Origin of the sequence: Samsonia erythrinae, assembly GCF_004342665.1 — a bacterium.
GTDB classification, from domain to species: domain Bacteria; phylum Pseudomonadota; class Gammaproteobacteria; order Enterobacterales; family Enterobacteriaceae; genus Samsonia; species Samsonia erythrinae.
In genome coordinates this window covers 340164-361756 of sequence record NZ_SMBY01000001.1, presented here as the reverse complement: position 1 = coordinate 361756, position 21593 = coordinate 340164, and the positions used below count along the sequence as shown (strand labels likewise).

Annotated in this window: 14 protein-coding genes; 5 read left to right on the top strand and 9 right to left on the bottom strand. The window is 55.0% G+C overall.

The window, feature by feature from the left end; all coding sequences use genetic code 11:
• Window positions 1–60 precede the first annotated feature (60 nt).
• On the top strand, window positions 61–1269 hold the full coding sequence (gene tyrP, locus EDC54_RS01555) for a tyrosine transporter TyrP (RefSeq protein WP_132452570.1): 1209 nt from the start codon (window positions 61–63) through the stop codon (window positions 1267–1269).
• A 115-nt stretch (window positions 1270–1384) separates the two neighbouring features.
• Here tyrP and EDC54_RS01550 read toward each other — a convergent pair whose 3' ends face one another.
• Window positions 1385–1924 carry a YfaZ family outer membrane protein gene (locus tag EDC54_RS01550; protein WP_132452568.1) on the bottom strand — a complete coding sequence of 180 codons (540 nt, stop codon included), beginning with the start codon at window positions 1922–1924 and terminating at the stop codon, window positions 1385–1387.
• 350 nt (window positions 1925–2274) lie between these two features.
• Here EDC54_RS01550 and EDC54_RS01545 point away from each other — a divergent pair, with 350 nt between their 5' ends.
• Window positions 2275–3711 (top strand): catalase, encoded by a 1437-nt coding sequence (locus EDC54_RS01545; RefSeq protein ID WP_132453602.1) that lies wholly within the window; start codon window positions 2275–2277, stop codon window positions 3709–3711.
• A gap of 4 nt (window positions 3712–3715) precedes the next feature.
• On the opposite strand, the gene menE is transcribed toward EDC54_RS01545, so the two are convergent.
• From menE to menF, 6 genes are all read right to left on the bottom strand, one after another.
• Window positions 3716–5119: an o-succinylbenzoate--CoA ligase gene (gene menE / locus EDC54_RS01540; protein ID WP_132452566.1), complete on the bottom strand. Its 1404-nt coding sequence runs from the start codon at window positions 5117–5119 to the stop codon at window positions 3716–3718.
• Complete coding sequence (gene menC, locus EDC54_RS01535; RefSeq protein WP_132452564.1) at window positions 5107–6078, bottom strand: o-succinylbenzoate synthase; 972 nt, start codon at window positions 6076–6078, stop codon at window positions 5107–5109. Before menC ends, menE begins: the two co-directional genes overlap by 13 nt.
• Complete coding sequence (menB, locus tag EDC54_RS01530; protein ID WP_132452562.1) at window positions 6078–6935, bottom strand: 1,4-dihydroxy-2-naphthoyl-CoA synthase; 858 nt, start codon at window positions 6933–6935, stop codon at window positions 6078–6080. Before menB ends, menC begins: the two co-directional genes overlap by 1 nt.
• Window positions 6936–6940: 5 nt before the next feature.
• Entirely contained in the window at window positions 6941–7726 is a 786-nt protein-coding gene (gene menH, locus EDC54_RS01525) for a 2-succinyl-6-hydroxy-2,4-cyclohexadiene-1-carboxylate synthase (RefSeq protein WP_380895371.1), read from the bottom strand.
• Window positions 7714–9396: a 2-succinyl-5-enolpyruvyl-6-hydroxy-3-cyclohexene-1-carboxylic-acid synthase gene (gene menD / locus EDC54_RS01520; protein ID WP_132452560.1), complete on the bottom strand. Its 1683-nt coding sequence runs from the start codon at window positions 9394–9396 to the stop codon at window positions 7714–7716. Before menD ends, menH begins: the two co-directional genes overlap by 13 nt.
• A 214-nt stretch (window positions 9397–9610) precedes the next feature.
• Window positions 9611–10933, bottom strand: a complete 1323-nt coding sequence (menF, locus tag EDC54_RS01515; RefSeq protein ID WP_132452558.1) for an isochorismate synthase MenF — start codon at window positions 10931–10933, stop codon at window positions 9611–9613.
• 396 nt (window positions 10934–11329) lie between these two features.
• Here menF and EDC54_RS01510 point away from each other — a divergent pair, with 396 nt between their 5' ends.
• The 3 genes from EDC54_RS01510 to rcsB are packed head-to-tail and all read left to right on the top strand — an operon-like array spanning window position 11330 to window position 15862.
• Window positions 11330–12499, top strand: a complete 1170-nt coding sequence (locus EDC54_RS01510) for an MFS transporter (protein WP_132453598.1) — start codon at window positions 11330–11332, stop codon at window positions 12497–12499.
• 16 nt (window positions 12500–12515) lie between these two features.
• Complete coding sequence (gene rcsD, locus EDC54_RS01505; RefSeq protein ID WP_132452556.1) at window positions 12516–15203, top strand: phosphotransferase RcsD; 2688 nt, start codon at window positions 12516–12518, stop codon at window positions 15201–15203.
• Window positions 15204–15211: 8 nt separating this feature from the next.
• Window positions 15212–15862 carry a response regulator transcription factor RcsB gene (gene rcsB, locus EDC54_RS01500; protein WP_132452554.1) on the top strand — a complete coding sequence of 217 codons (651 nt, stop codon included), beginning with the start codon at window positions 15212–15214 and terminating at the stop codon, window positions 15860–15862.
• Between the two features lie 41 nt (window positions 15863–15903).
• Here the strand turns inward: rcsB and rcsC are convergent, their stop codons facing one another.
• Both rcsC and gyrA read right to left on the bottom strand, forming a co-directional pair.
• Window positions 15904–18756: a two-component system sensor histidine kinase RcsC gene (gene rcsC / locus EDC54_RS01495; RefSeq protein WP_132452552.1), complete on the bottom strand. Its 2853-nt coding sequence runs from the start codon at window positions 18754–18756 to the stop codon at window positions 15904–15906.
• 120 nt (window positions 18757–18876) lie between these two features.
• Window positions 18877–21513, bottom strand: a complete 2637-nt coding sequence (gene gyrA, locus EDC54_RS01490; protein ID WP_132452550.1) for a DNA topoisomerase (ATP-hydrolyzing) subunit A — start codon at window positions 21511–21513, stop codon at window positions 18877–18879.
• Window positions 21514–21593: the final 80 nt, after the last annotated feature.

Below are 21593 nucleotides of genomic sequence, written 5' to 3'. Positions count from 1 at the left end.
TGAATCCTCTACCCTGCTGCCCAAAATATCGGGATAGCCTGACTATACATAGAGGAATAGGTGAAAAATCGTACTCTTGGCAGTGTTTTTATCGTTGCCGGCACCACAATCGGAGCAGGAATGCTGGCGATGCCGCTGGCCACCGCCGGCGTCGGATTTGGTACCACGCTGATGATATTAATCGGTCTGTGGGCACTGATGTGTTACAGCGCCTTGTTGCTGGTTGACGTGTATCAACATCAGCCATCGCACACCGGGCTGGGCACGCTGGCAAAGATTTACCTTGGCCGCTGGGGGCAATGGATCACCGGTTTCAGTATGCTCTTTCTGATGTATGCGCTCACGGCGGCCTATATCAGCGGCGCCGGCGAACTGCTGGCCAATAGCATCCATCAATGGAGTGGCTACGACCTTCCGTTGTCCACTGGCATCCTGCTCTTCACGCTGGTTGCCGGCGGCGTCGTCTGTATCGGCACCGCCTCCGTCGATTGGTTTAACCGTCTTTTGTTCAGCGGTAAAGTGCTTATGCTCATCATCATGCTGACCGTCATGCTCCCGCACGTTGAGCAAACCAACCTCTTAACGCTGCCGCTGCAACAGGGGCTGGCGCTTTCTGCCCTGCCCGTGGTGCTGACCTCATTTGGCTTTCATGGCAGCATCCCCAGTATCGTGCACTATATGGGCGGAGACAGCCAAAAACTGCGCCGAATATTCATTATCGGCAGCGTGATACCGCTGATTGCCTATCTTTTCTGGCAGTTAGCCACCTTAGGCAGCCTGAGCTCTTCAACGTTTAATGCCATTGTGGTCGATCAGGCGGGATTAAACGGGCTGATGCATGCGATTCGCACGCTGGTCGCTTCCCCGCATGTTGAACTGGCCGTTCACCTGTTCGCCGATCTGGCGCTGGCGACCTCTTTTCTCGGCGTGGCGCTGGGACTATTTGATTATTTAGCCGACCTGTTCAAACGTAAGAATAGCGCCGTCGGGCGTGCGCAGACGGGCCTGTTAACCTTTATTCCGCCGCTGGTGTTCGCACTGTTTTATCCGCAAGGCTTTGTCATGGCGTTGGGCTATGCGGCGATCGCGCTGGCCGTGCTGGCTTTGCTCGTCCCCGCTCTTCTGAGCTGGCAGGTGCACAAACAACATCCGCAAACACGTGGGGCTCGCGGCGGCGCGGCGGCGCTGGCGCTGGTTTTCGCCAGCGGCGTAGGCATTATCCTGATTCAGTGCGCGATGGTGGCGGGCTGGCTGCCTTCAATCAATTAACTGGCGATGGAACCTGGCAAAAAAAGAGCGTAACTGATGATGGTTACGCTCTTTTCTTTTTTCCATTCCTAAACAACCGAACGTCAGCGCACTGCGCCTGAAGGACGAGAAGCGATTAGAAACTCAACCCCACGCCGACATAGGCAGAATCGGCCAGTTTGTTATCCGGTCCGTTTTCTCGCGCCATATTGATGTAGCGATAGCCCACATCCACGCTCAGCGGCGCAATAACCTGCCAACGAACGCCGGCTTTCCCTTCGATGTAATGATCAACATGGCTGGAGAAGGCATCTGGTGAATAATACCCTTCGCCATACAGCGAAAACTGACGGCTAAGCGGCCACTGCACACCACCGCCCAGCGCCACGCCGTAACCATCGTCGCCATGATCCTGATTAAAATACAGCGCCTTGCCTCCGACCGTCAGCTTTAGCACGCCGAAAGGCAGGGTATAGCCCAAACCCAAACCGTATACGTCATTGCTGTTATCGCCGTGAGCATAGCTGACACTACCGGAAAGGCCCGGAATGCCCAGACCGAAACCCGCATTGGCGCCGGCATAATCACGACCCGCTTCCCCGGAAAGACTAATCGCATGTACAGAAGCACTGGCAAGCAGTAGGACTCCCGCACAGGCAACGACAAACTTTTTCATTTTCAATATCCTTCAAACAGTCATTAAACGCACATGCAAAGATAAAATGGCATCGCCGCCGATTTTACTCCAAACCCCACATCACTCCAGCATGAAATCGCCCCATATCGGGATTTTCGCCTTAATAATCAAATTTGTTAAACCGTTCGTCTGGCAAGACACCATGCCAGCGCGTCACACCGCGCCATACATCCCTCTTTAAGTGGCGTCGGCCTGAAATATCATGAGGGAAACAAAGCCATTAAGACGGGTTACCAATAACAAGAAATAAGTGCTGTCAATTTGACCAAAAACCCTGTAATGAACAATAGTATTAATACGGAAATTTCGTGAGCAGAGATAAGGAAGCAATGATGGACAAGAAAAAACTGACAACCGTAGCGGGTGCGCCCGTTGTAGATAATAATAACGTAATCACCGCCGGGCCACGCGGCCCTATGCTCTTGCAAGATGTCTGGTTTCTGGAAAAACTGGCGCATTTTGACCGTGAAGTGATTCCTGAGCGTCGTATGCATGCCAAAGGCTCCGGCGCATACGGCACTTTTACCGTCACCCATGACATTTCGCGTTATACCCGCGCAAAGGTTTTTTCCTCAATAGGAAAGAAAACCGACATGTTCATCCGCTTCTCTACCGTTGCCGGGGAGCGCGGCGCAGCGGATGCCGAACGTGATATTCGCGGTTTCGCGATGAGGTTTTACACGGAAGAAGGCAACTGGGATCTGGTTGGTAACAACACGCCGGTCTTTTATCTGCGCGATCCGCTGAAATTTCCGGATCTCAACCACGTCGTTAAGCGCGATCCGCATACCAACCTGCGCAATCCCACCTACAAATGGGACTTTTTTTCCCAACAACCTGAATCCTTGCACCAGTTGACCATCGATTTCAGCGATCGCGGCCTGCCCGCGTCATATCGCCATATTCACGGCTTCGGCAGTCACACGTTCAGCTTCATAAACGACGCCAATGAACGGTTCTGGGTGAAATTCCATTTTCAGTGCCAGCAAGGCATTAAAAACCTGATGGACGAGGAAGCGGAAGCGTTAGTGGGTAAAGATCGGGAAAGTTCACAGCGTGATTTGTTTGACGCCATCGAAAACGGGGACTACCCGCGCTGGAACCTGAAGGTACAAATCATGCCGGAAGCGGAGGCATCAACCGTTCCCTACAACCCGTTCGACCTGACAAAAGTGTGGCCGCACGGGGACTACCCCCTGATCGACGTCGGCTACATTGAACTGAACCGCAACCCGGAGAACTACTTCTCTGAAGTGGAGCAGGTTGCTTTCAACCCCGCGCATGTGGTCCCCGGTATTGGCTTTTCGCCCGACAAAATGTTGCAAGGTCGCCTGTTCTCCTACGGCGATGCCGCTCGCTACCGCCTGGGGGTTAACCACCATCAAATACCGGTGAATACGCCCAAATGCCCGTTCCATAATTATCACCGCGATGGCGCAATGCGCGTGGATGGCAACAGCGGCAATGGCGCGACTTATGAACCGAACAGCTTTGGCGTATTTCAGGAACAGCCCGACTTCAGTGAACCGCCGCTGACGTTAGCCGGGAGCGCCGACCATTGGAACCACCGCGAGGATGAGGATTATTACACGCAACCACGCGCGTTGTTTAATCTGCTCAGCGCTGAAGAGCATCAACGCATGTTCAAGCGCATCGCAGAGGAGTTATCGCAAGTGCCGGAAGCTATTCAGGATCGGCAAATAGCGTTGTTTAACCGCGTCGATCCTGCCTATGGCGCAGGCGTCGCGAAAGCGCTGGGAAAATAGCGTCTTACGCCGGTTTGCGGCGATAGACCTGACTGACCCAACGTTTAACCTGCTGGCGGGAAAGTTTAATCCCGCCATTCTTTAATTCGGCAGGCAGTAAGTAATAAGCAACCGGGCGCTGAAACCCAGCCAGCTGAGGATGAAGCCAGTCACGAACCTCATCAAGCGTCGTCGCCTGCGTCATTTCCAATACCGCCACCGGACGATGACCAAATTCCACGTCCTCAACCGGCACAACGCACGCCTGCTGAATCGCCGGATGTCTCAGCAGTACGGCCTCGATATTCTCGGGCTGAACGCCCTCTCCACCGCTGAAAAACTGATTATCCAGACGCCCGAGAATAGACCACTCTCCCGCGGCGAACTGCCCACGATCTCGCGTATGAAACCAGCCATCGTCATCAATCAGTGAATGCAGTTTTCCATCGCGCCAGTAGCCCGCCGCCAGCGTACTGCCGCGGAGCAGAATCTCGTCCCCCGCCAGCCGAATCTCTCGCCCTTGCAGCGGCACTCCGACCCCCGGACGCCCATCGGCGCGCTTGGCGCATACCGTGGAGGCCAGCTCCGTCAGACCATAGCCGCACCAGCAGCTTACGCCGAGCGCTTCCGCCTGTTGCGTCAACGCCTGCGGGATTGTCGCGCCGCCAAGCAACACCGCCTTCAACGTCGTCGGCAGCGTCTTTTCCGACAGCAGTCGCCACAATTGGGTCGGCACCAGAGAAGCATGCGTACAGTCACGCAGCGCCGCCGCCAACGGCTGATGCGGACGGACAACCAGCGTTGCCCCAGCGCTCAACCAACGCCAGACGATCCCCTGCCCGGAAACATGAAATAGCGGCAGAGACAGCAGCCAGCGATCGCCGGCGGAAAACGCCATCATCTGCACCACGCCCTGCGCGCTGGACAGATGCGCTGCGAACGTGTGGGCCGCGGCTTTTGGCGTGCCGCTGGAGCCGGATGTCAGCGTCAGCGTCGCCAGCCGCTCGGCCTGCCAGCGCAATCGGTCGGGCCGGATCTGCGTGACAGGCGCATCGGGATCCGTTGTGAAAGAAAGTGTGTGCCGCGCCGCAGGTAATGCATCGCCATGAAGACACAGACCATGCGCGACATCCAGTGCGGGGAGAAGCGTCGCGGTGAGCGCCTCCGGCAACTGTGGATTGAGCGGCAGCACGCGTGCGCCGCACTGTAGCAACGCCAGATAGCAGCACAGCATCTGTCCGCTGTTTTTTCCGCGCAGCGCGACCGTCTCGTCGGCGGTGACGCCCTGTCGGGTAAACTTGGCCGCCAGCGCATCCACCCGCCGGGCGAGTCCCTGCCAGTCCCAGTGGGTGTCATCCTCAACCAGCGCTAAGGCGTCCGGCGTTTGGCTGGCCCAGTATTGCCACGGCCAGTCGGTCAGGATTGCCATACCACATCCAGTTGTTCTGCCGTCAGAAGCGGTAACGGACTGTCCGGCCAGCGTTGAATCACCTGCGCCTGCATCAGATCCAGCGTATCCAACCCGGGGATCGTCTCCGGCGTCAGCTCATGCGCCAAACGCGCCAGCTGCGTTAACCCCAGACTGGATTCAATGCTGGAACTGATCACCGCCGTTAACCCAGCCTGATGCGCTTCCTGCACCAATTGCCGACAGCGCGTCAGGCTGCCGACCAGCGTCGGTTTGATTACGATCGCACTCACGCCCGGTTCGGCTTCCACGCGAAAATCCGCTTCACGCACGCTTTCATCCCAGGCAATGTTGATGCCCGTTTCCTGCGCAAACAGCCGGGATTCCTCACGGGTTTTGCAAGGTTCTTCAAGAAAGGCAATGCGCGAGCGCAGCGCCGGTGGGACATAGCGGGCGAAGCCGTCCGCTTTGGCACGCGTCCAACTGCGGTTGGCATCCAGACGAAGTTTCAAATCCGGCAACGCTTCCAGTAGTACGTTAACGATCATGCCGTCACGCACCGCCTCGTACAGGCCGACTTTGATCTTTGCCACCTTCTCGCCCGGCATCGCTTGCAGCATCGCGAACAGTTCATCGGGATCGCCGCTGCACAACGGCGCTTTGCGATAGTCCGCCGCCGCTGGCAAGCGCTGCTCCAGCTCGGCCTGCGCACAGCTCAGGCCAAACGCGACAGACGGCGGCAGCGCATCGGGCACCGCCCCCCCTGTCACCCACGTCTGCAACGCGGTAAGCGCGACGGCTTCCGCCTCCGCCAGCGTTTCCACGCTGAACTCCGGCAGCGGGGCGATCTCCCCCCAGCCCAACCGCTCATCTTCTTGCAGACGAACGATAAGCCCATCGCGGGTTTTCAGGCGCTGGTTGCGCAGCACCACGCCGGCTTCCATTGGCACACGATAACGATAGAGCATAACCCGGCGCATTATGGATTCCGTTTAAATTTGCTGAAGTCTGGCTGGCGTTTTTCATTGAAAGCGTTACGCCCTTCCTGCCCTTCGTCCGTCATATAGAACAGCATGGTGGCGTTACCTGCCAGTTCCTGCAACCCCGCCTGACCATCACAGTCCGCGTTCAACGCCGCTTTCAGGCAGCGCAGCGCCATCGGGCTGTTTTGCAGCATTTCGCGACACCAGCGCACCGTCTCTTTTTCCAGCTCGGCCAGAGGCACGACCGTGTTCACCAGCCCCATTTCCAGCGCCTGCGCGGCGTCATACTGACGGCACAGGAACCAGATTTCACGCGCCTTTTTCTGACCGACGATGCGCGCCATGTAGGATGCGCCCCATCCCCCGTCAAAGGAGCCCACACGTGGCCCGGTCTGACCGAAGATGGCATTGTCCGCCGCAATGGTGAGATCGCACATCATGTGCAGAACGTGTCCGCCGCCGATAGAATATCCCGCCACCATCGCCACGACCGGTTTCGGGCAGGTACGGATCTGGCGTTGGAAATCCAGCACGTTCAGGTGATGCACGCCGCTGTCATCCTGATAGCCGCCGTAGTCGCCGCGAACTTTTTGATCGCCGCCGGAGCAGAATGCCTTGTCGCCCGCCCCCGTTAAAATAATCGTTCCGATTCCGTCGTCGTGACGGGCATTGTCGAGCGCCTGAATCATCTCTTTGACCGTTTGCGGACGAAACGCATTACGCACCTGAGGACGGTTAATGGTAATTTTGGCAATACCATCGGTGGATTTGTGATAGAGGATATCGGCGAAATCGCCACTGCAATCGTGCCATTCTATCGGTGCGTAAAGCAGTTCTTCACTCGGGTAAAGCATAGTTATCAATCCTTAACGAGGTGCGAAAGAAAAGTGCGAACCCGTTCGGCATACGCCGCGGGATTCGCCTGATGAGCATTGTGCCCCGCCTGAGCCACGCTTAATAACGGCAGGCAATATTGCGTCGCCAGCGCGTGAAATTTTGTATCACGGGCGCCGCATAAGTAAACAAAAGGAATGTTCAGGTGCCTGAGACGCGTCGCCAAAAAAGGCTGTCTCCCCAGCGAGGTGGCCTCCAGCATCGCCGCCACAAACGCGCCGTGATTGTGGCGACGGCGTGCGATCAGTCGTTCACGCTGTGCTGGCTCAATATCGGCAAAGACCGCTTGCTGATACCAATCCTGCAACACCGCCGCCAGCGGCTCCTGACGAAAACGCTCAGCCCAGCGCGCGTCATGCGCCACGCGTTCGTCGCGCTCTGCGGACGTTGCCAGACCGGGGTGCCCGCCTTCGATCAGCAACCCCTGCATACCGTCAGTCTGCCCCTCACAGGCGTGATACATCGCGATGCGTCCGCCAAGCGAATAACCCAACAGCCAATAACGTTTGATACCCTGCGCCAGCAGCGTCGCCGTGAGCCGTTGGCTCATCTCGGCGAAGCCGGCCACGCTTTCCGTTTGCGACCCGCCGTGTCCGGGCAAATCCACCAGCAGCACGGGCCAGTCGCGACAAAACGGCAGTACTGGCAGCCAGTCTTCATGGCTGCCCAATAAACCATGCAGACACACCAGCCACGGCTGTGTCGGCGCAACCGCGCCGTGCGCCACTTTCCGGCAGCTCAGCGTGCCCACGTCGCCACCTGCGCGACCAGTGCATTAAGCGTTTCCGCCCCGGCTTTGGGATCCACCACTACCTCAAGCAGCGTGACGCCGCCTTGTGTCCAGCAGTCCCTCACCGCATCCGCCACCTGCTCCCAGTGCTCGGCACGCACATAATTCAGACCAAACATGGCGGCGGCGTGCCCGAATTCCACGTTTTGCGGCATACAGTAAAACGCTTCCCGCTGCGCAGCCGGGGTCGGCAGCAGGGAGAAAATCTGGCCGCCGTTGTTGTTCACAACAATCAATACCAACGGCGCAGGCGCCTGACGCAGCAGCGCCAGCGCATTCAGATCGTATAGTGCGGAGAGATCGCCCACGATGCCCAACGTCGGTTTCGCCGTCGCACGCTGCACACCGGCCAGCGTCGAGATGAGGCCATCAATACCGCTGGCGCCGCGATTGCCATACACCGGATACCCTTGAGGAAGCCGGGCCAGCGCGTTAATTAAACGCACGACGAGGCTATTGCCGACAAACAGTTGACCGCCCGGCGGCAACAGTTCCGGAATACGCCGCGCCAGTTGCGCTTCGCCAAATCGGGAAGCCAGCTGCGTGCCGACCTGCCGCTGCGTTTTGTCAGCAATGTCCAGCAGTAGATCTGCCCACGGTGCCTGCCTGTACACCGGATGCGCCGTCAGCCACTCGCTAATCTCTGCAACCAAACGACGTCCGCGGTGATGGGCGGGATCCAGCCGCCCCGGCAGTTCATCCACCAACCAGAACTCCTGCGGCTGACACTGCGTTTGCCATTGCAACAGCCGCTTGCTGGTCAGGCTACCGCCAAACTGTACGACGATCTCCGCCTGCTGTAAGCACCTCACCGCGTCAGGATGCGCCAGCCAAATGTCCGCGCAGGGCAAGGGCTGCCCGCTTTGCGACAACACATCGCCAATCAACGGCCAGCCCAGTTCATGCGCCCACGCAGCGACCTGCTTCCCCTGCTCTGGGGTCATGCGTCCGGCGAGCACCACGCCCCGTTTCTGACGCCACTGCGCCCAATCCGGCTGCACCGCCAGCGTGCGCTGCTGCATTTCCCGTAACCAGGGATCGCGCGTATTCCACCAATCCCCCAGCGCCAGCAGCCAATCCTGATAAGCGTTGCCGTCATCGTCCCCATACAGCGGTTCAGCAAAAGGACAATTAATGTGCAACGCCCCGTGCGTCAAGCGCGCCATTGCGCTATCGACCGAGGAAACCAGCCAGCTAGCCGGAATCGCTGGCGTAGGGCGCGGTAAATCCAGCGCCAGCGTAGGGTGAGAAGCATACAGCGCATGCTGACGAATCGCCTGATTCGCCCCGCAGTCAATCAGCTCCGGCGGACGATCGGCCGTCAGTACCACCAGACGCTCACCGGTCAGCCCCGCTTCAATGATCGCCGGATAAAGATTCGCGGCGGCAGTGCCGGACGTCACGACGATCGCGATCGGCTCACGCAAGGCTTTTGCCATCCCCAGCGCCAGATGCCCCAGACCGCGTTCGTCGAAATGCGTGTGGCAAATCAGCGCGCGGTTGTCCGCCGCAGACAGCGTCAGCGGTGTTGAACGCGACCCGGGCGCGATGCAGATGTGACGAACGCCGTGGCGCGTCAGCGACTCCAGCAGTAATGTGGCCCAGCGGCGATTAAATACACTTGTCGACATGATGTACTCAACAACTCAGGTTGCAGGTTATTGCCCTCTTTCACGCAGCTGGTTGCCAGCACACAGAAAGTGATTAGGTATAAAAACAATAATGATCAAACCGTTGATGGCCTGCTCGCCATGCAACGAACATCGTCACCGCGCTTATTATATTTTTTTTGCCGCGCCGACTTTGATATAAACCAGTGCCTGATACAACAGACTCAAAACAAGACTATGCCATATCCCCTTCTAACAGGGACCTCAGCCCGGCGGCTTTATTTTCCAGTTCCTGCCATTCTTGTTCCGGATCAGAGTCCGCCACAATACCGGCGCCGGCATAAAGCGTTAAAACATGATCGCGAATTTCAGCCGAGCGCAGCGCCACGCTGAATTCGGACTGCTGACGAGAAAGATAGCCCGCGGAGCCCGCATACCATCCGCGCTCGAACGGCTCATGCGCGGCAATAAAACGGCGAGCGTCCTGCCGCGGCAACCCCGCCACCGCCGCCGTGGGTTGTAATGCATCCAGACACGCGCTGTCAGAAGCGGTTCGCAGCGTGGCATGAATGCCTCGCCGCAAGTGCTGCACCTTACGCAGACGCACAATTTCCGGCGGCATGACATCCAGCGACAACGCTGACTGCTGTAGCCGCTGGCAGATATCATCCACCACCAGCATATTCTCACATTGGTTTTTGACGTCTTTCATTAACCAGTCGGCCAATTCGTCAGCCTTATCCGCCTCGCGAGCGTTTGCCACCGTCCCTGCCAGCGCTTCGGTTTCCAGTTCCGTGTCCCGCCGCCGATACAGCCGCTCCGGGCTGGAGCCGAGAAACGCCTGTCTGGCATCGTGCGCCAACATAAAATGGAAACAGTGGTGATTCGCCGCCCGGCTGGCCGCCATCAATGTCGTCGCCTGAAGCGGTTGCGCCAGCGTCAGCGTCGTCGCACGCGCCAGCACAACTTTCTCCATCAGGCCAGCCTTGATGTCACCCAGCGCTCGCTGGAGCAAATGAATCCACCCCTGACGATCCGGGTGATGCGCAACGGACTGCACATCCGCCTGTAGAAGAGGCTGACGCGCCGCCGGCAAGAGCAGCGTAATAAACGCCGCGGCTTCGTCGGCATCCTGTTGTAACGAGGTATCACTGAACAGATTAACACGCAAAGTGAGCGTATTCGCCTGACGCAATAATTCCACTCGGGGCAAAAACAGATAGCCGGGCGGTAACGCGGCCTGCTCTGTTATGGGATTAAACGCATTCAATCCCCAGATACGCACGTGGCGATCGCACGACTGCCGCAGCAGGAAGGCTTCGGCATCCTGAAGATGATGAAAACCACACACCTTGCCGCAAACCGCGGCCTCTTCACTGTCCTGACGGTGCTGCCAATAAAATTGCGGGTACACCGGTTGGGTTGCCAACCACGGTAATAGCTCAGACGCTTCGCTGAGGGTTACTGAATGCGTTATTTGTTTGAAACCCGCGTGTTCAGGCTGCGGCGCACGCAAATCCTGCTGCATTTGTCGCAGCAAGCCAGAAAGTTGTTCCACCGTCCCCCCGGAGACCTAACACAAAGTAAGGGATTATACGGGAAAAAACCGGTCGTGGGAGGAAGGTTGTGCAAGACAATCAAGCAGAGTTCACAGGAGAGTATCGCCGCACGCCCTCACTCCAGAATGGATTGACCGTCCCATGTTAAGCAAAAACCGCACCAAACGGTAAAACGGCACATAAACATCGCACTAAGATCATGTTCCATCATCATTATTATTGCTTCATTTGACCTATTTTTTGCCGATTGTCTAATCGGCTTTTTTTTGGCGTTCTCCGCCTCAGCCCCTTACTCATCGTTGTCTCTTCACCGGATACCAGGATTCTTTCCATTCGGATGATTAATTATGGTAAAAAGAGGCCCTGATGACGTCTACCGGATAGCCTTGTTCAGGATGAGTACGATAAAAAATTCCGCCCCGTTATACATTAATCCGCATCCGCCGGGCAAAAAGATGCAGGCGGCCACGCGCATCGTCTTCTTTGTCGCAGGCTTTGCTATGGCCTCCTGGGCGCCGCTGGTGCCGTTTGTAAAAACGCGGCTGGCTATCGGAGACGCTTCTCTGGGCGTGTTGTTGCTTTCTCTGGGCATTGGGTCACTGTTAGCCATGCCGCTCACCGGTTTCCTCACCAGCAAGCTGGGATGTCGCCGCGTGATTTTGCTGGCAAGCGCGCTGCTTTGTCTGGTGCTTCCCGCCTTGACGCAGGCGGGAACGCTGCCGTTGATGGCAATCACGTTGTTCTTTTTTGGGGCTTCCATCGGCATGATAGATGTCGCGATGAATATTCAGGCCGTCATTGTGGAACGCGCCAGCGGCCGGGCGATGATGTCCGGTTTTCACGGTTTTTTCAGTATCGGGGGCATTGTTGGCGCCGGGGGCGTCAGTGCGCTGCTGTGGTTTGGCCTCTCGCCCCTGATGGCCATACTGGCGATTGTTGCACTGATGCTGACGTTAATGATGGTGGCAAGCAAACACCTCCTGCGCACCATCAGTCAGGATAAAACCGCCCCGCTATTCGTCATTCCGCGTGGGTGGGTCATGTTCATCGGCTTGTTGTGTTTCATCATGTTCCTGGCCGAAGGCGCCATACTCGACTGGAGCGCCCTCTTTTTAACGGTTGAACGCCGCCTGAGCGGCGCACAGGCGGGAATAGGCTATGCAGCGTTTTCCGTTGCGATGACGCTGGGCAGGCTGAACGGCGATCGTATCGTGTATGCGCTCGGGCGCTACGCGATTCTGGCGGGCGGCAGCCTCTGCGCCGCGCTGGGCTTGCTATTAACCATCAGCATCGATAACCCGTTCACCACCCTTTTTGGGTTCATCATGGTAGGGCTTGGCGCATCCAATGTGATCCCCATTCTTTTCAGTGTCGCAGGAAATCAAAAAAGTATGCCGCCGAATCTGGCTATCGCCTCGATAACAACCGTGGGTTACGCGGGTATTCTGGTCGGCCCGACGCTCCTCGGTTTCATTGCGCAGTTCAGCAACCTGTCGACGGCATTTGGGTTTGTCGCGCTGTTGCTGCTGGGCGTCAGCGCCAGCGCGCGCGCCATTATCCGCTAATCAGGAGCGTTAACCGATGCCAGCCATAATCCTGCGTTATTTTTCACTCCTTACGCTGCTGTCGCTGCTGATTACCGCAATGGTCGGCTATAACTACATCAGCAACTGGATGACGGACAAAAAATATGCGCTGACGGATATCGCTCAGGGCATACAGAAACGTATCGATACCTATCGCTTTTTCACGTATCAGATTTACGGCAGCCTGAACAGCGAACCGCCCGCGAGTGATACCAATGTTAATGCCATTAGTCTGATGCCAAATGTGTTTTACGTAGAAAAAAACGGGCAGAAAACAGACGCGCTGATTTTCGGGCAGCACGATCCTAAAACGCTGATATCGGCGCGTCAGATATCACGCTATCTCGATATTCTCTGGGGCGCGGAAAATAATATCTATTCCATGTATTACCTGAACGGAATAGATAGCAGTCTGACGATGATTTCCACGCAAACGCTGAAAGATATCTCTTCACAATTCCGGGGCAATTATATTACCGTCATTGCCGAAGCGCGTCAGAAAGAGATGCTGCAACAGGCCAATATATTAGACGAGCGTGAAAGCTTTTCCCCGCTGCGCAAATTGCGTTTCCACAACGACTATTATTTTACGCTGCGCACCACATTCAACCAACCGGGCCATCTGGCCACGATTCTCGCATTCGACCTGCCGATTAACGATCTCATTCCGGAAAAGATTCCGCGAGAAAATCTGCTGCTGAAGCCGGACACCCCGTTGCTCAGCGGTGTGGAAAGTAGCGATAGTAATGCAGACTCTACGGATATACAGCTTCATGGCGCTAACCTTGAGGTCTCTTCCACGCTGGTCAACGCGCCGGTGAAAGTCGTTTTTCAGGTACCGGTTAAAACGCTGGCGGTTGATGCTCTGCGTAATAACATCTGGCCTCTGTTGCTGAATCTGGTTCTGCTGCTCTTGTCCATCACCGGTTTTTATCTGTTCCGCCGCAAATATTCATACCCCGATGAAGAGCGCACGTATCAGTTAGAGAAGAACCTGAATATCTATCGTGAGACGATGGGCAGGATCCCGATGGGGGTGCTGGTTTATGATTTCAATAGCAACAGGGTGATCATTCAAAATGAGCGTGCGGGACATCTGCTGCCGCACCTGAGCCTGCAAAAAATCACCAATATGGCGGATGAGCATCAGGGGATCATCCAGGTCACCATTAATAATGAAATGTATGAAATCCGCCAAATCCGCAGCCAGTATTCACCGGACTACTGCCTTTTTCTGCTGCGTGAACAGGACAAAGAAATTCTGGTTCAGCGGAAACTACAGCTGGCGCAGCGCGAATATGAAAAGAATGTTCACGCCAGAAAACGCTTATTTCGCAATCTGCTCAGCGAATTTAAACAGCCGCTGAGCGCGTTACAGCAGCATATTTACGCCATACGCCACAGCGATACCACAACAGTACAGCCGCAAGCGCTGGATCAACTGACCGCTGATACCTATATCGCTATTGAACTACTGGAAAATATTGCTCTGCATGAAAAACTGGAGTCGCAGGAATGGATCATCGCGCATGAGCACTTTTCTCCGCTGGCCTTACTCGACGACGTACTCCTTGAATTATTGCCGCGCGTGAATCAAAAAGGGTTAAGCCTATTCCATCATTACAATCTGGATATTAATCAAACCTATCGTGGCGACCCTGACTTGTTGAAAAAAACGCTGTCGCTGCTGCTGAATTATGCAACGACCAATACGGATTACGGCAAAATCACGGTTTCGGTGAAGAGTAAAAATAATGAACCGGATACGCTGATTATTCAGATAAGCGATACAGGTTCGAACGTTTCCGGCAAAGAACAGGAAAATATTCAGCACCCTTTCCTGCATCCTGCCGCTTCCGATCATTTTGGGCAAAATTCAGGATTGACCTTATTTTTGTGTCATCAACTCTGTAATAAACTGGGCGGAACATTAACCATCAACAGTAAATCGGGGTTAGGGACACATTATATTCTGACGTTAAAACTGGAGCCGGAAGCGCTTCCCGTTGAGGAAGAAAAACTGCTGGATGGCATGACGGTTCTGCTCGATGTGACAGCGGATGAAGTCCGGCACATCGTCAGCCATTTGTTAACCGGCTGGGGCGCGAACTATCTGCTCAGCGATGAGCGCCAGATTAGTCAGGAGATCGATCTCCTTATCACGGACGATCCGGAGAAACATGCAGACTACACGCTGTTACTGAGTCATGACGATGATGCGCTCATTCCTTTGGGTCCGCGCCGTTTGCGGGTGAATTATAATATCAGCCACCTTTTGCTGGAGGCATTACTAAAGCTGATTGAGCTACAACTGGAAACATCGTCCGATACCACACAGGCAGAGGAACGGGGCGACAATGCGTTTTACGCCTCGCAGTTGGCGTCAAGCGACTACTATTCTCTGTTCGTAGACACAGTACCGGGTGATTTAAAGAGACTGTATACTGAAGCGGAAGCAGACGATTTTTCGTCACTTTCGCAGACGGCGCACCGGCTGAAAGGCGTGTTTGCTATGCTGAACCTGCATCCAGGCAAACAGCTATGTGAACAGCTTGAACAACATATTACCGCGCATGATAGTGTACAAATAGAAAACAACCTTCAGGCCATCACAAGGTTTGTGAGTGCATTACTATCCCCAATTGAACCTAAAGGGCAGCAAGGTAGCCAACAAGATGAGTAACCCAAACGATGAGTAATCTAAACGTAATTATTGCCGACGATCATCCTATTGTCCTTTTTGGCATCAAAAAATCGCTTGAACAGATTGAGTGGGTCAATGTCGTGGGTGAATTTGAAGATTCCACAGCGCTGATCAATAACCTGCCTAAACTGGATGCCAACGTTTTAATCACCGATTTGTCCATGCCGGGCGATAAATACGGCGATGGCATTACCCTGATTAAATACATTAAGCGCCATTTTCCTCATCTTTCTATCATCGTTCTCACCATGAACAATAATCCGGCGATTCTGAGCGCGGTGCTGGATTTGGATATCGAAGGCATTGTCCTGAAACAGGGCGCGCCGACCGACTTACCGAAGGCACTGGTCGCCCTGCAAAAAGGGAAAAAATTCACCCCGGACAGCGTTTCCAAAGTGCTGGAAAAAATCAGCGCCAGCGGTTATGGCGATAAGCGCCTGTCGCCGAAGGAAAGCGAAGTGCTGCGTCTGTTTGCTGAAGGTTTTCTGGTCACTGAAATCGCCAAGAAACTGAACCGCAGCATTAAGACCATCAGCAGCCAGAAAAAATCCGCAATGACTAAACTGGGGGTTGATAACGATATCGCCCTGCTGAACTACCTGTCTTCCGTTAACGGCAGCACCACGCACGGGGAATAAACCGCCCAGCCCTTCCCCGCGTCAGCGACCGCTGGCGCGGGTTATTCTTCTGATTTCCTCGCCTGACGCACGATGCGACTGTAATACGACAGTGTTTGCTGCAACGTATCCAGCGTCACCGGTTTCGATAAACAGTTATCCATGCCCGCTTGCAGACAGCGTTCTCTTTCTTCCGCCAGCGCATTCGCGGTAACGCCGATGACCGGGAAACGTAACCCTTGTTCACGTATGCGTTGGGTAAACAGATAGCCGTCCATATTCGGCATGTTGACATCCGTTAATACAATGTCGACCGCATTTTTACTCAAGACCCCCAGCGCGTCTAAACCATCATTTGCCGTCATGGCCTGATAGCCCAGAGAACCTAGCTGATCGGCCAGCAACCGCCGGTTTATCGGGTGATCATCAACCACCAGAATCATCATGTCGCCATTCTCATCCCGATCATAGCGGGTCAGCGGCGGTGAAATCTCGGCGCGGGTTCTGCCTTCGCTTTCTGAACGATAGACTCTTTCCAGCAAGTCGGGCAAATGTTGGGGCATAGAGGTACTCTGTACCCAGAGTCCCTCACGGATTTCCTGCGGGGCTCCCGTATGGGCGCCGCTCATCACGATTTGCGCCCGGACGGCCATGTCCTCCGTCGGCATATAATCGTTGATGATCACGTCATCGGCAGACACGTCCTGATGCTGATAACGGGCTACCTGTAGCCCTTGCTCTTGCAACAGCGTCAACAGATACGTTTCCAGCCGGGCATTACGCACTCGCAGCCAGCACATTTTCCCCTGCAAACAGGCGTTGATGGCCGATGGGGCGTAACGGGCTTTATACAACGGGATCCTGATGCCAAACAGGCTACCCAGACCGGGTTCTGACTCGATGGTAATGTCCCCGTCCATCAAATTGACCAGCTTTTCACAGATGGCCAACCCCAACCCGGTTCCCTGAAAATGGCGCTGGACACCGCTTCCCGCCTGAAAAAACGGATCAAACAGCTTCACCGCTTCGCGCGGTTGAATGCCCACGCCGGTATCACGTACCACAAACTCAAGGTAGCCGTCACGGCAGCCGACTTCGAAAATGATGCAGCCCGTGTCGGTAAATTTGATCGCGTTGCTTAACAGATTGGACAACACCTGCTGCAAACGCACAGGGTCGCCAAACAGACTGACAGGGGCATTAGGATCGATAAAGCAGTACAGCGTCAGGCGTTTCTTCACCACGAGCGGCAGATAGTTGCTGGTGATATGACTGATCACCTCATGCGGCGCGAACTCGCAAGGCTCTATTTTTAACTGTTCAGACTCAATTTTGGAAAAATCGAGAATATCGCTGATGATCTTCAGCAACAGCGAGGAGGAATTATTCATCGCAGCTACCAGACGGTTGGCATCCTTCGGCAATGACTTGGTTTGCAGTAAATCCAGATTACCAATAATCCCGTACAGCGGCGTGCGCAACTCATGGCTGACGGTGGCCAGGAACATCGATTTAGACTGGCTTGCCTGCTCAGCGGCATTGGCCATTTCCTGCAATGATTCTTCCATTTTGACGCGCGCGCTGACGTCCAGCAGCACACAAATCGCCACGTTTTCATTACGATAGCGCGAATGAACAAAGCTGATTTGCAGGTGATGATTGCGGCTGGTCATGACATCGACAAACTTGGACTGCTGCTCGCAGATGATACGGGTAATTCTCAGCCGATCCTCATGGGTGAGCAGATTCAGGTAGTTGTGCGCCAGCTCATTGCTAAGGATATTGGTGCCGTCATTAATGCGCAGAATACAAATACCTACCGGCGCCGAAGCGACAATTTTGCGGTTAAACTGCTCGTTCTCCTCCAGTTGGAACGCATTCACCTCCGCCGGAAGCAGCATCTTGCGCTCAAACACCATCGACAGTACAAACAACAAAATGGCCGACAGCATATTCAGAATGACGATGTTAATCATTAAGGCGCGAATATGGGACATCAGCACCTGCAAGGGCAATGAGTACACCATACTGAATGACGTCGGCGGCAGCGGCTTTTTCAGAATAAGCTCGTGATAGCCATTCACGTAGCCAAAATAATTAGGCTCGGAGGGGTAGATCTCTATCGAAGAGGGGGCGTGCCCTTTGCCATCAGGAAACTGTAAAACGATCCGATTATATTGATCCAGCAGTCTGGCATTGATTGGAAATTTGCCGAGGGTAATAAAGTCATCCAGACGAATTGTCTGTTCAATTCCCATGATGACTTCCAGCTTGTTATCGACATAAATCGGCGTCAGCGCGTATAAATAACCCACATCCGGGAGCACTGCCGGCGTGATCCAATACAGCGTTTCATTACGCCCGGCTTGGGCACGGTTCTTTTGCTCCTGAAACCGCTCCTGCACATTTTTGAGTAAGTTATCGCGGTCGAGAGACTGATTACGGATCCCAAAATCAACCATACACTGCCGATCACCGCCAACAAAAAAGACCCGGTTAAGATCGTATGCGGCAGAAAAATCTTCCTGCCAGTCGCGGAAAAAGTGGCTCAATGCCTGTAACGCGCTATGCTCACCGCTCTGTATGGCACAGGTTGCGCCGGGGGCGAGCGAATACACGGAAGCGCCAGGGCCCTCTTCCGCCGGCGGCTCGGTTTTGACCTTCGCATTCATCAGGCGATTCATCGCCAGATACTGAAGTTCACGTACAATATCCGCGGCGTGCCGGATATGGCCCTGAGACTGATCAAAGCTGAGATTATATTCCTTACGCAGCTCCGACTCTTTTTCGTTCAGCACCTTGTTGATATAGAAAACGGAGATCAGCGCCCCTAACACCCATAGCATGATGGCCAGAACCCGAAACAAATAGCGGGAGACTTTTAATGTGGTATGGAATGAGGCGAGATATTTCAAGTGGATACCGTTGGATAATGGGCAAACCCGGTTAGCGATACACTACCGAGAGTCGATAAAAAAAGCCAGCGCATCGCGCTGGCTTGAATAACAACAATAATGCCAAACTAGCAAGCTGGCTTAGGCATCATCTTCAGCGATATCATCATCGCCATCGATATCGTCAATGGCGTCATCTTCGACAATTTCGCCTTCAACACTGACCACGCCGTCCAGCTCTTCATCTTCTACCGGCTCGGCGACGCGTTGCAGCCCGACGACTTTTTCATCTTCCGCCGTGCGGATCAGCGTCACGCCCTGTGTATTACGGCCAACAATGCTGACCTCAGACACGCGCGTGCGCACCAGCGTTCCCGCATCGGTGATCATCATGATCTGATCGGCGGTATCCACCTGAACCGCACCGACGACTTTACCGTTACGTTCGCTGACTTTGATGGAGATGACACCCTTCGTCGCACGCGACTTGGTTGGGTACTCACTCACCGCGGTACGTTTACCATAACCGTTTTGCGTCACGGTCAGGATGTCGCCTTCGCCGCGTGGAATGATCAGCGATACCACACGATCTTCGCCCTGGAGGTTGATGCCGCGAACGCCGGTTGCCGTTCGGCCCATGGAACGTACGGCCTCTTCGGAGAAGCGAACCACCTTGCCCTCCGCTGAGAACAGCATCACTTCATCGCTGCCATCGGTCAGGTCGACGCCAATCAGCTCATCCCCGTCATTCAGGTTCACGGCGATAATCCCGGCGCTACGCGGACGGCTGAACTCGGTCAACGCCGTTTTCTTCACAGTTCCGCTGGCCGTCGCCATAAAGATGTGGCGGCCCTCTTCGTATTCCCGTACCGGCAGAATCGCCGTGATGCGCTCATCGGCTTCAAGCGGCAACAGGTTGACGATAGGACGACCGCGCGCACCGCGGCTGGCCTCCGGCAGTTGATACACCTTCATCCAGTACAAACGCCCACGGCTGGAGAAGCACAGGATCGTGTCGTGGGTGTTCGCCACCAACAAACGATCGATAAAGTCTTCTTCTTTGATACGTGCGGCAGATTTACCTTTGCCCCCACGGCGCTGAGCTTCATAATCGCTCAGCGGCTGGTACTTCACGTAGCCCTGATGAGACAGCGTAACGACGACGTCTTCCTGACTGATCAGATCTTCAATGTTGATGTCGGCAGTGTTCGCGGTGATTTCCGTGCGGCGCTCGTCGTTATACTGCGTTTTGATCGCTTCCAACTCTTCACGAATCACTTCCATCAGGCGCTCAGGGCTGTTGAGGATATAAAGCAGCTCGGCGATCTCCGCCAGCAGATTTTTATATTCATCCAGCAGCTTTTCATGTTCCAGACCGGTCAGCTTTTGCAAACGCAGATCCAGAATGGCCTGCGCCTGCTGCTCGGTCAGATAGTAACGCCCGTCGCGGATGCCGAATTCCGGCTCCAACCACTCTGGACGCGCGGCATCATCGCCCGCACGTTCCAGCATGGCCGCAACGCTGCCCAGATCCCAAGCCTGGGCGATCAGCGCGGCTTTCGCTTCCGCCGGTGACGGCGCGCGGCGAATCAGCTCGATAATCGGATCGATGTTCGCCAGCGCAATCGCCAGACCTTCCAGAATGTGGGCGCGATCGCGGGCTTTGCGCAGTTCAAAGATAGTGCGGCGCGTCACCACTTCGCGACGGTGGCGCACAAACGCAACCAGAATATCCTTGAGCGGCATTATGCGCGGTTGACCCTGATGCAGCGCGACCATGTTAATGCCGAATGACGTCTGGAGCTGCGTCTGGGAATACAGATTATTCAGCACCACTTCGCCCACGGCATCACGCTTAATCTCAATGACGATACGCATCCCGTCTTTATCGGATTCGTCACGCAGCGCGCTAATGCCTTCGATACGCTTATCTTTAACCAGTTCGGCAATTTTCTCGATCAGGCGCGCTTTGTTCACCTGATAGGGAATTTCATGCACGATGATGGTTTCACGCCCGGTCTTGGCGTCGGCCTCGACTTCGGCGCGGGCGCGGACGTAAATTTTACCGCGTCCGGTACGGTATGCTTCTTCAATGCCGCGTCGACCATTGATGATCGCGGCCGTCGGGAAGTCCGGGCCCTTGATGTGCTCCATCAACCCTTCAAGGCTGATGTTTTCATCGTCGATATACGCCAGACAGCCGTTCACGACTTCCGTCAGATTATGCGGCGGAATGTTCGTCGCCATCCCGACGGCGATACCGGAAGAACCGTTCACCAACAGGTTGGGAATACGCGTCGGCATCACGTCAGGGATCTGCTCGGTGCCGTCATAGTTCGGCACAAAATCGACCGTCTCTTTTTCCAGATCGGCCAGCAGTTCATGGGCAATTTTCGCCATGCGAATTTCGGTATAACGCATGGCCGCCGCGGAGTCGCCGTCAATCGAACCAAAGTTGCCCTGACCATCAACCAGCATATAGCGCAGCGAGAAAGGCTGCGCCATACGCACGATGGTTTCATAAACGGCGGAGTCGCCGTGTGGGTGGTATTTACCGATGACATCCCCGACGACACGGGCGGATTTTTTATACGGTTTGTTCCAGTCGTTACCCAGTACGCTCATCGCATACAGTACGCGGCGGTGTACCGGTTTAAGTCCATCACGAACATCCGGTAATGCGCGCCCGACAATAACGGACATCGCATAATCCAGATACGAGCTTTTCAGCTCTTCTTCAATGTTGACCGGTGTGATTTCTCTGGCAAGGTCGCTCATGGAGCCGCTATCCCTCTATTTAGGCATCTACCCGTATTCAGAAAAGTGAACCGTTCAGAAAGGTGAACAATTCAAAAGGT

What these genes read in the sequence shown, in the direction of transcription:
- menC (WP_132452564.1), bottom strand. Translation starts at nt 6,078, where the DNA reads ATGCGCCGGGTTATGCTCTATCGTTATCGTGTGCCAATGGAAGCCGGC.
- menE (WP_132452566.1), bottom strand. Translation starts at nt 5,119, where the DNA reads ATGGCAATCCTGACCGACTGGCCGTGGCAATACTGGGCCAGCCAAACG.
- rcsD (WP_132452556.1), top strand. Translation starts at nt 12,516, where the DNA reads ATGCCAGCCATAATCCTGCGTTATTTTTCACTCCTTACGCTGCTGTCG.
- menD (WP_132452560.1), bottom strand. Translation starts at nt 9,396, where the DNA reads ATGTCGACAAGTGTATTTAATCGCCGCTGGGCCACATTACTGCTGGAG.
- gyrA (WP_132452550.1), bottom strand. Translation starts at nt 21,513, where the DNA reads ATGAGCGACCTTGCCAGAGAAATCACACCGGTCAACATTGAAGAAGAG.
- rcsB (WP_132452554.1), top strand. Translation starts at nt 15,212, where the DNA reads ATGAGTAATCTAAACGTAATTATTGCCGACGATCATCCTATTGTCCTT.
- EDC54_RS01550 (WP_132452568.1), bottom strand. Translation starts at nt 1,924, where the DNA reads ATGAAAAAGTTTGTCGTTGCCTGTGCGGGAGTCCTACTGCTTGCCAGT.
- EDC54_RS01545 (WP_132453602.1), top strand. Translation starts at nt 2,275, where the DNA reads ATGATGGACAAGAAAAAACTGACAACCGTAGCGGGTGCGCCCGTTGTA.
- EDC54_RS01510 (WP_132453598.1), top strand. Translation starts at nt 11,330, where the DNA reads ATGAGTACGATAAAAAATTCCGCCCCGTTATACATTAATCCGCATCCG.
- menB (WP_132452562.1), bottom strand. Translation starts at nt 6,935, where the DNA reads ATGCTTTACCCGAGTGAAGAACTGCTTTACGCACCGATAGAATGGCAC.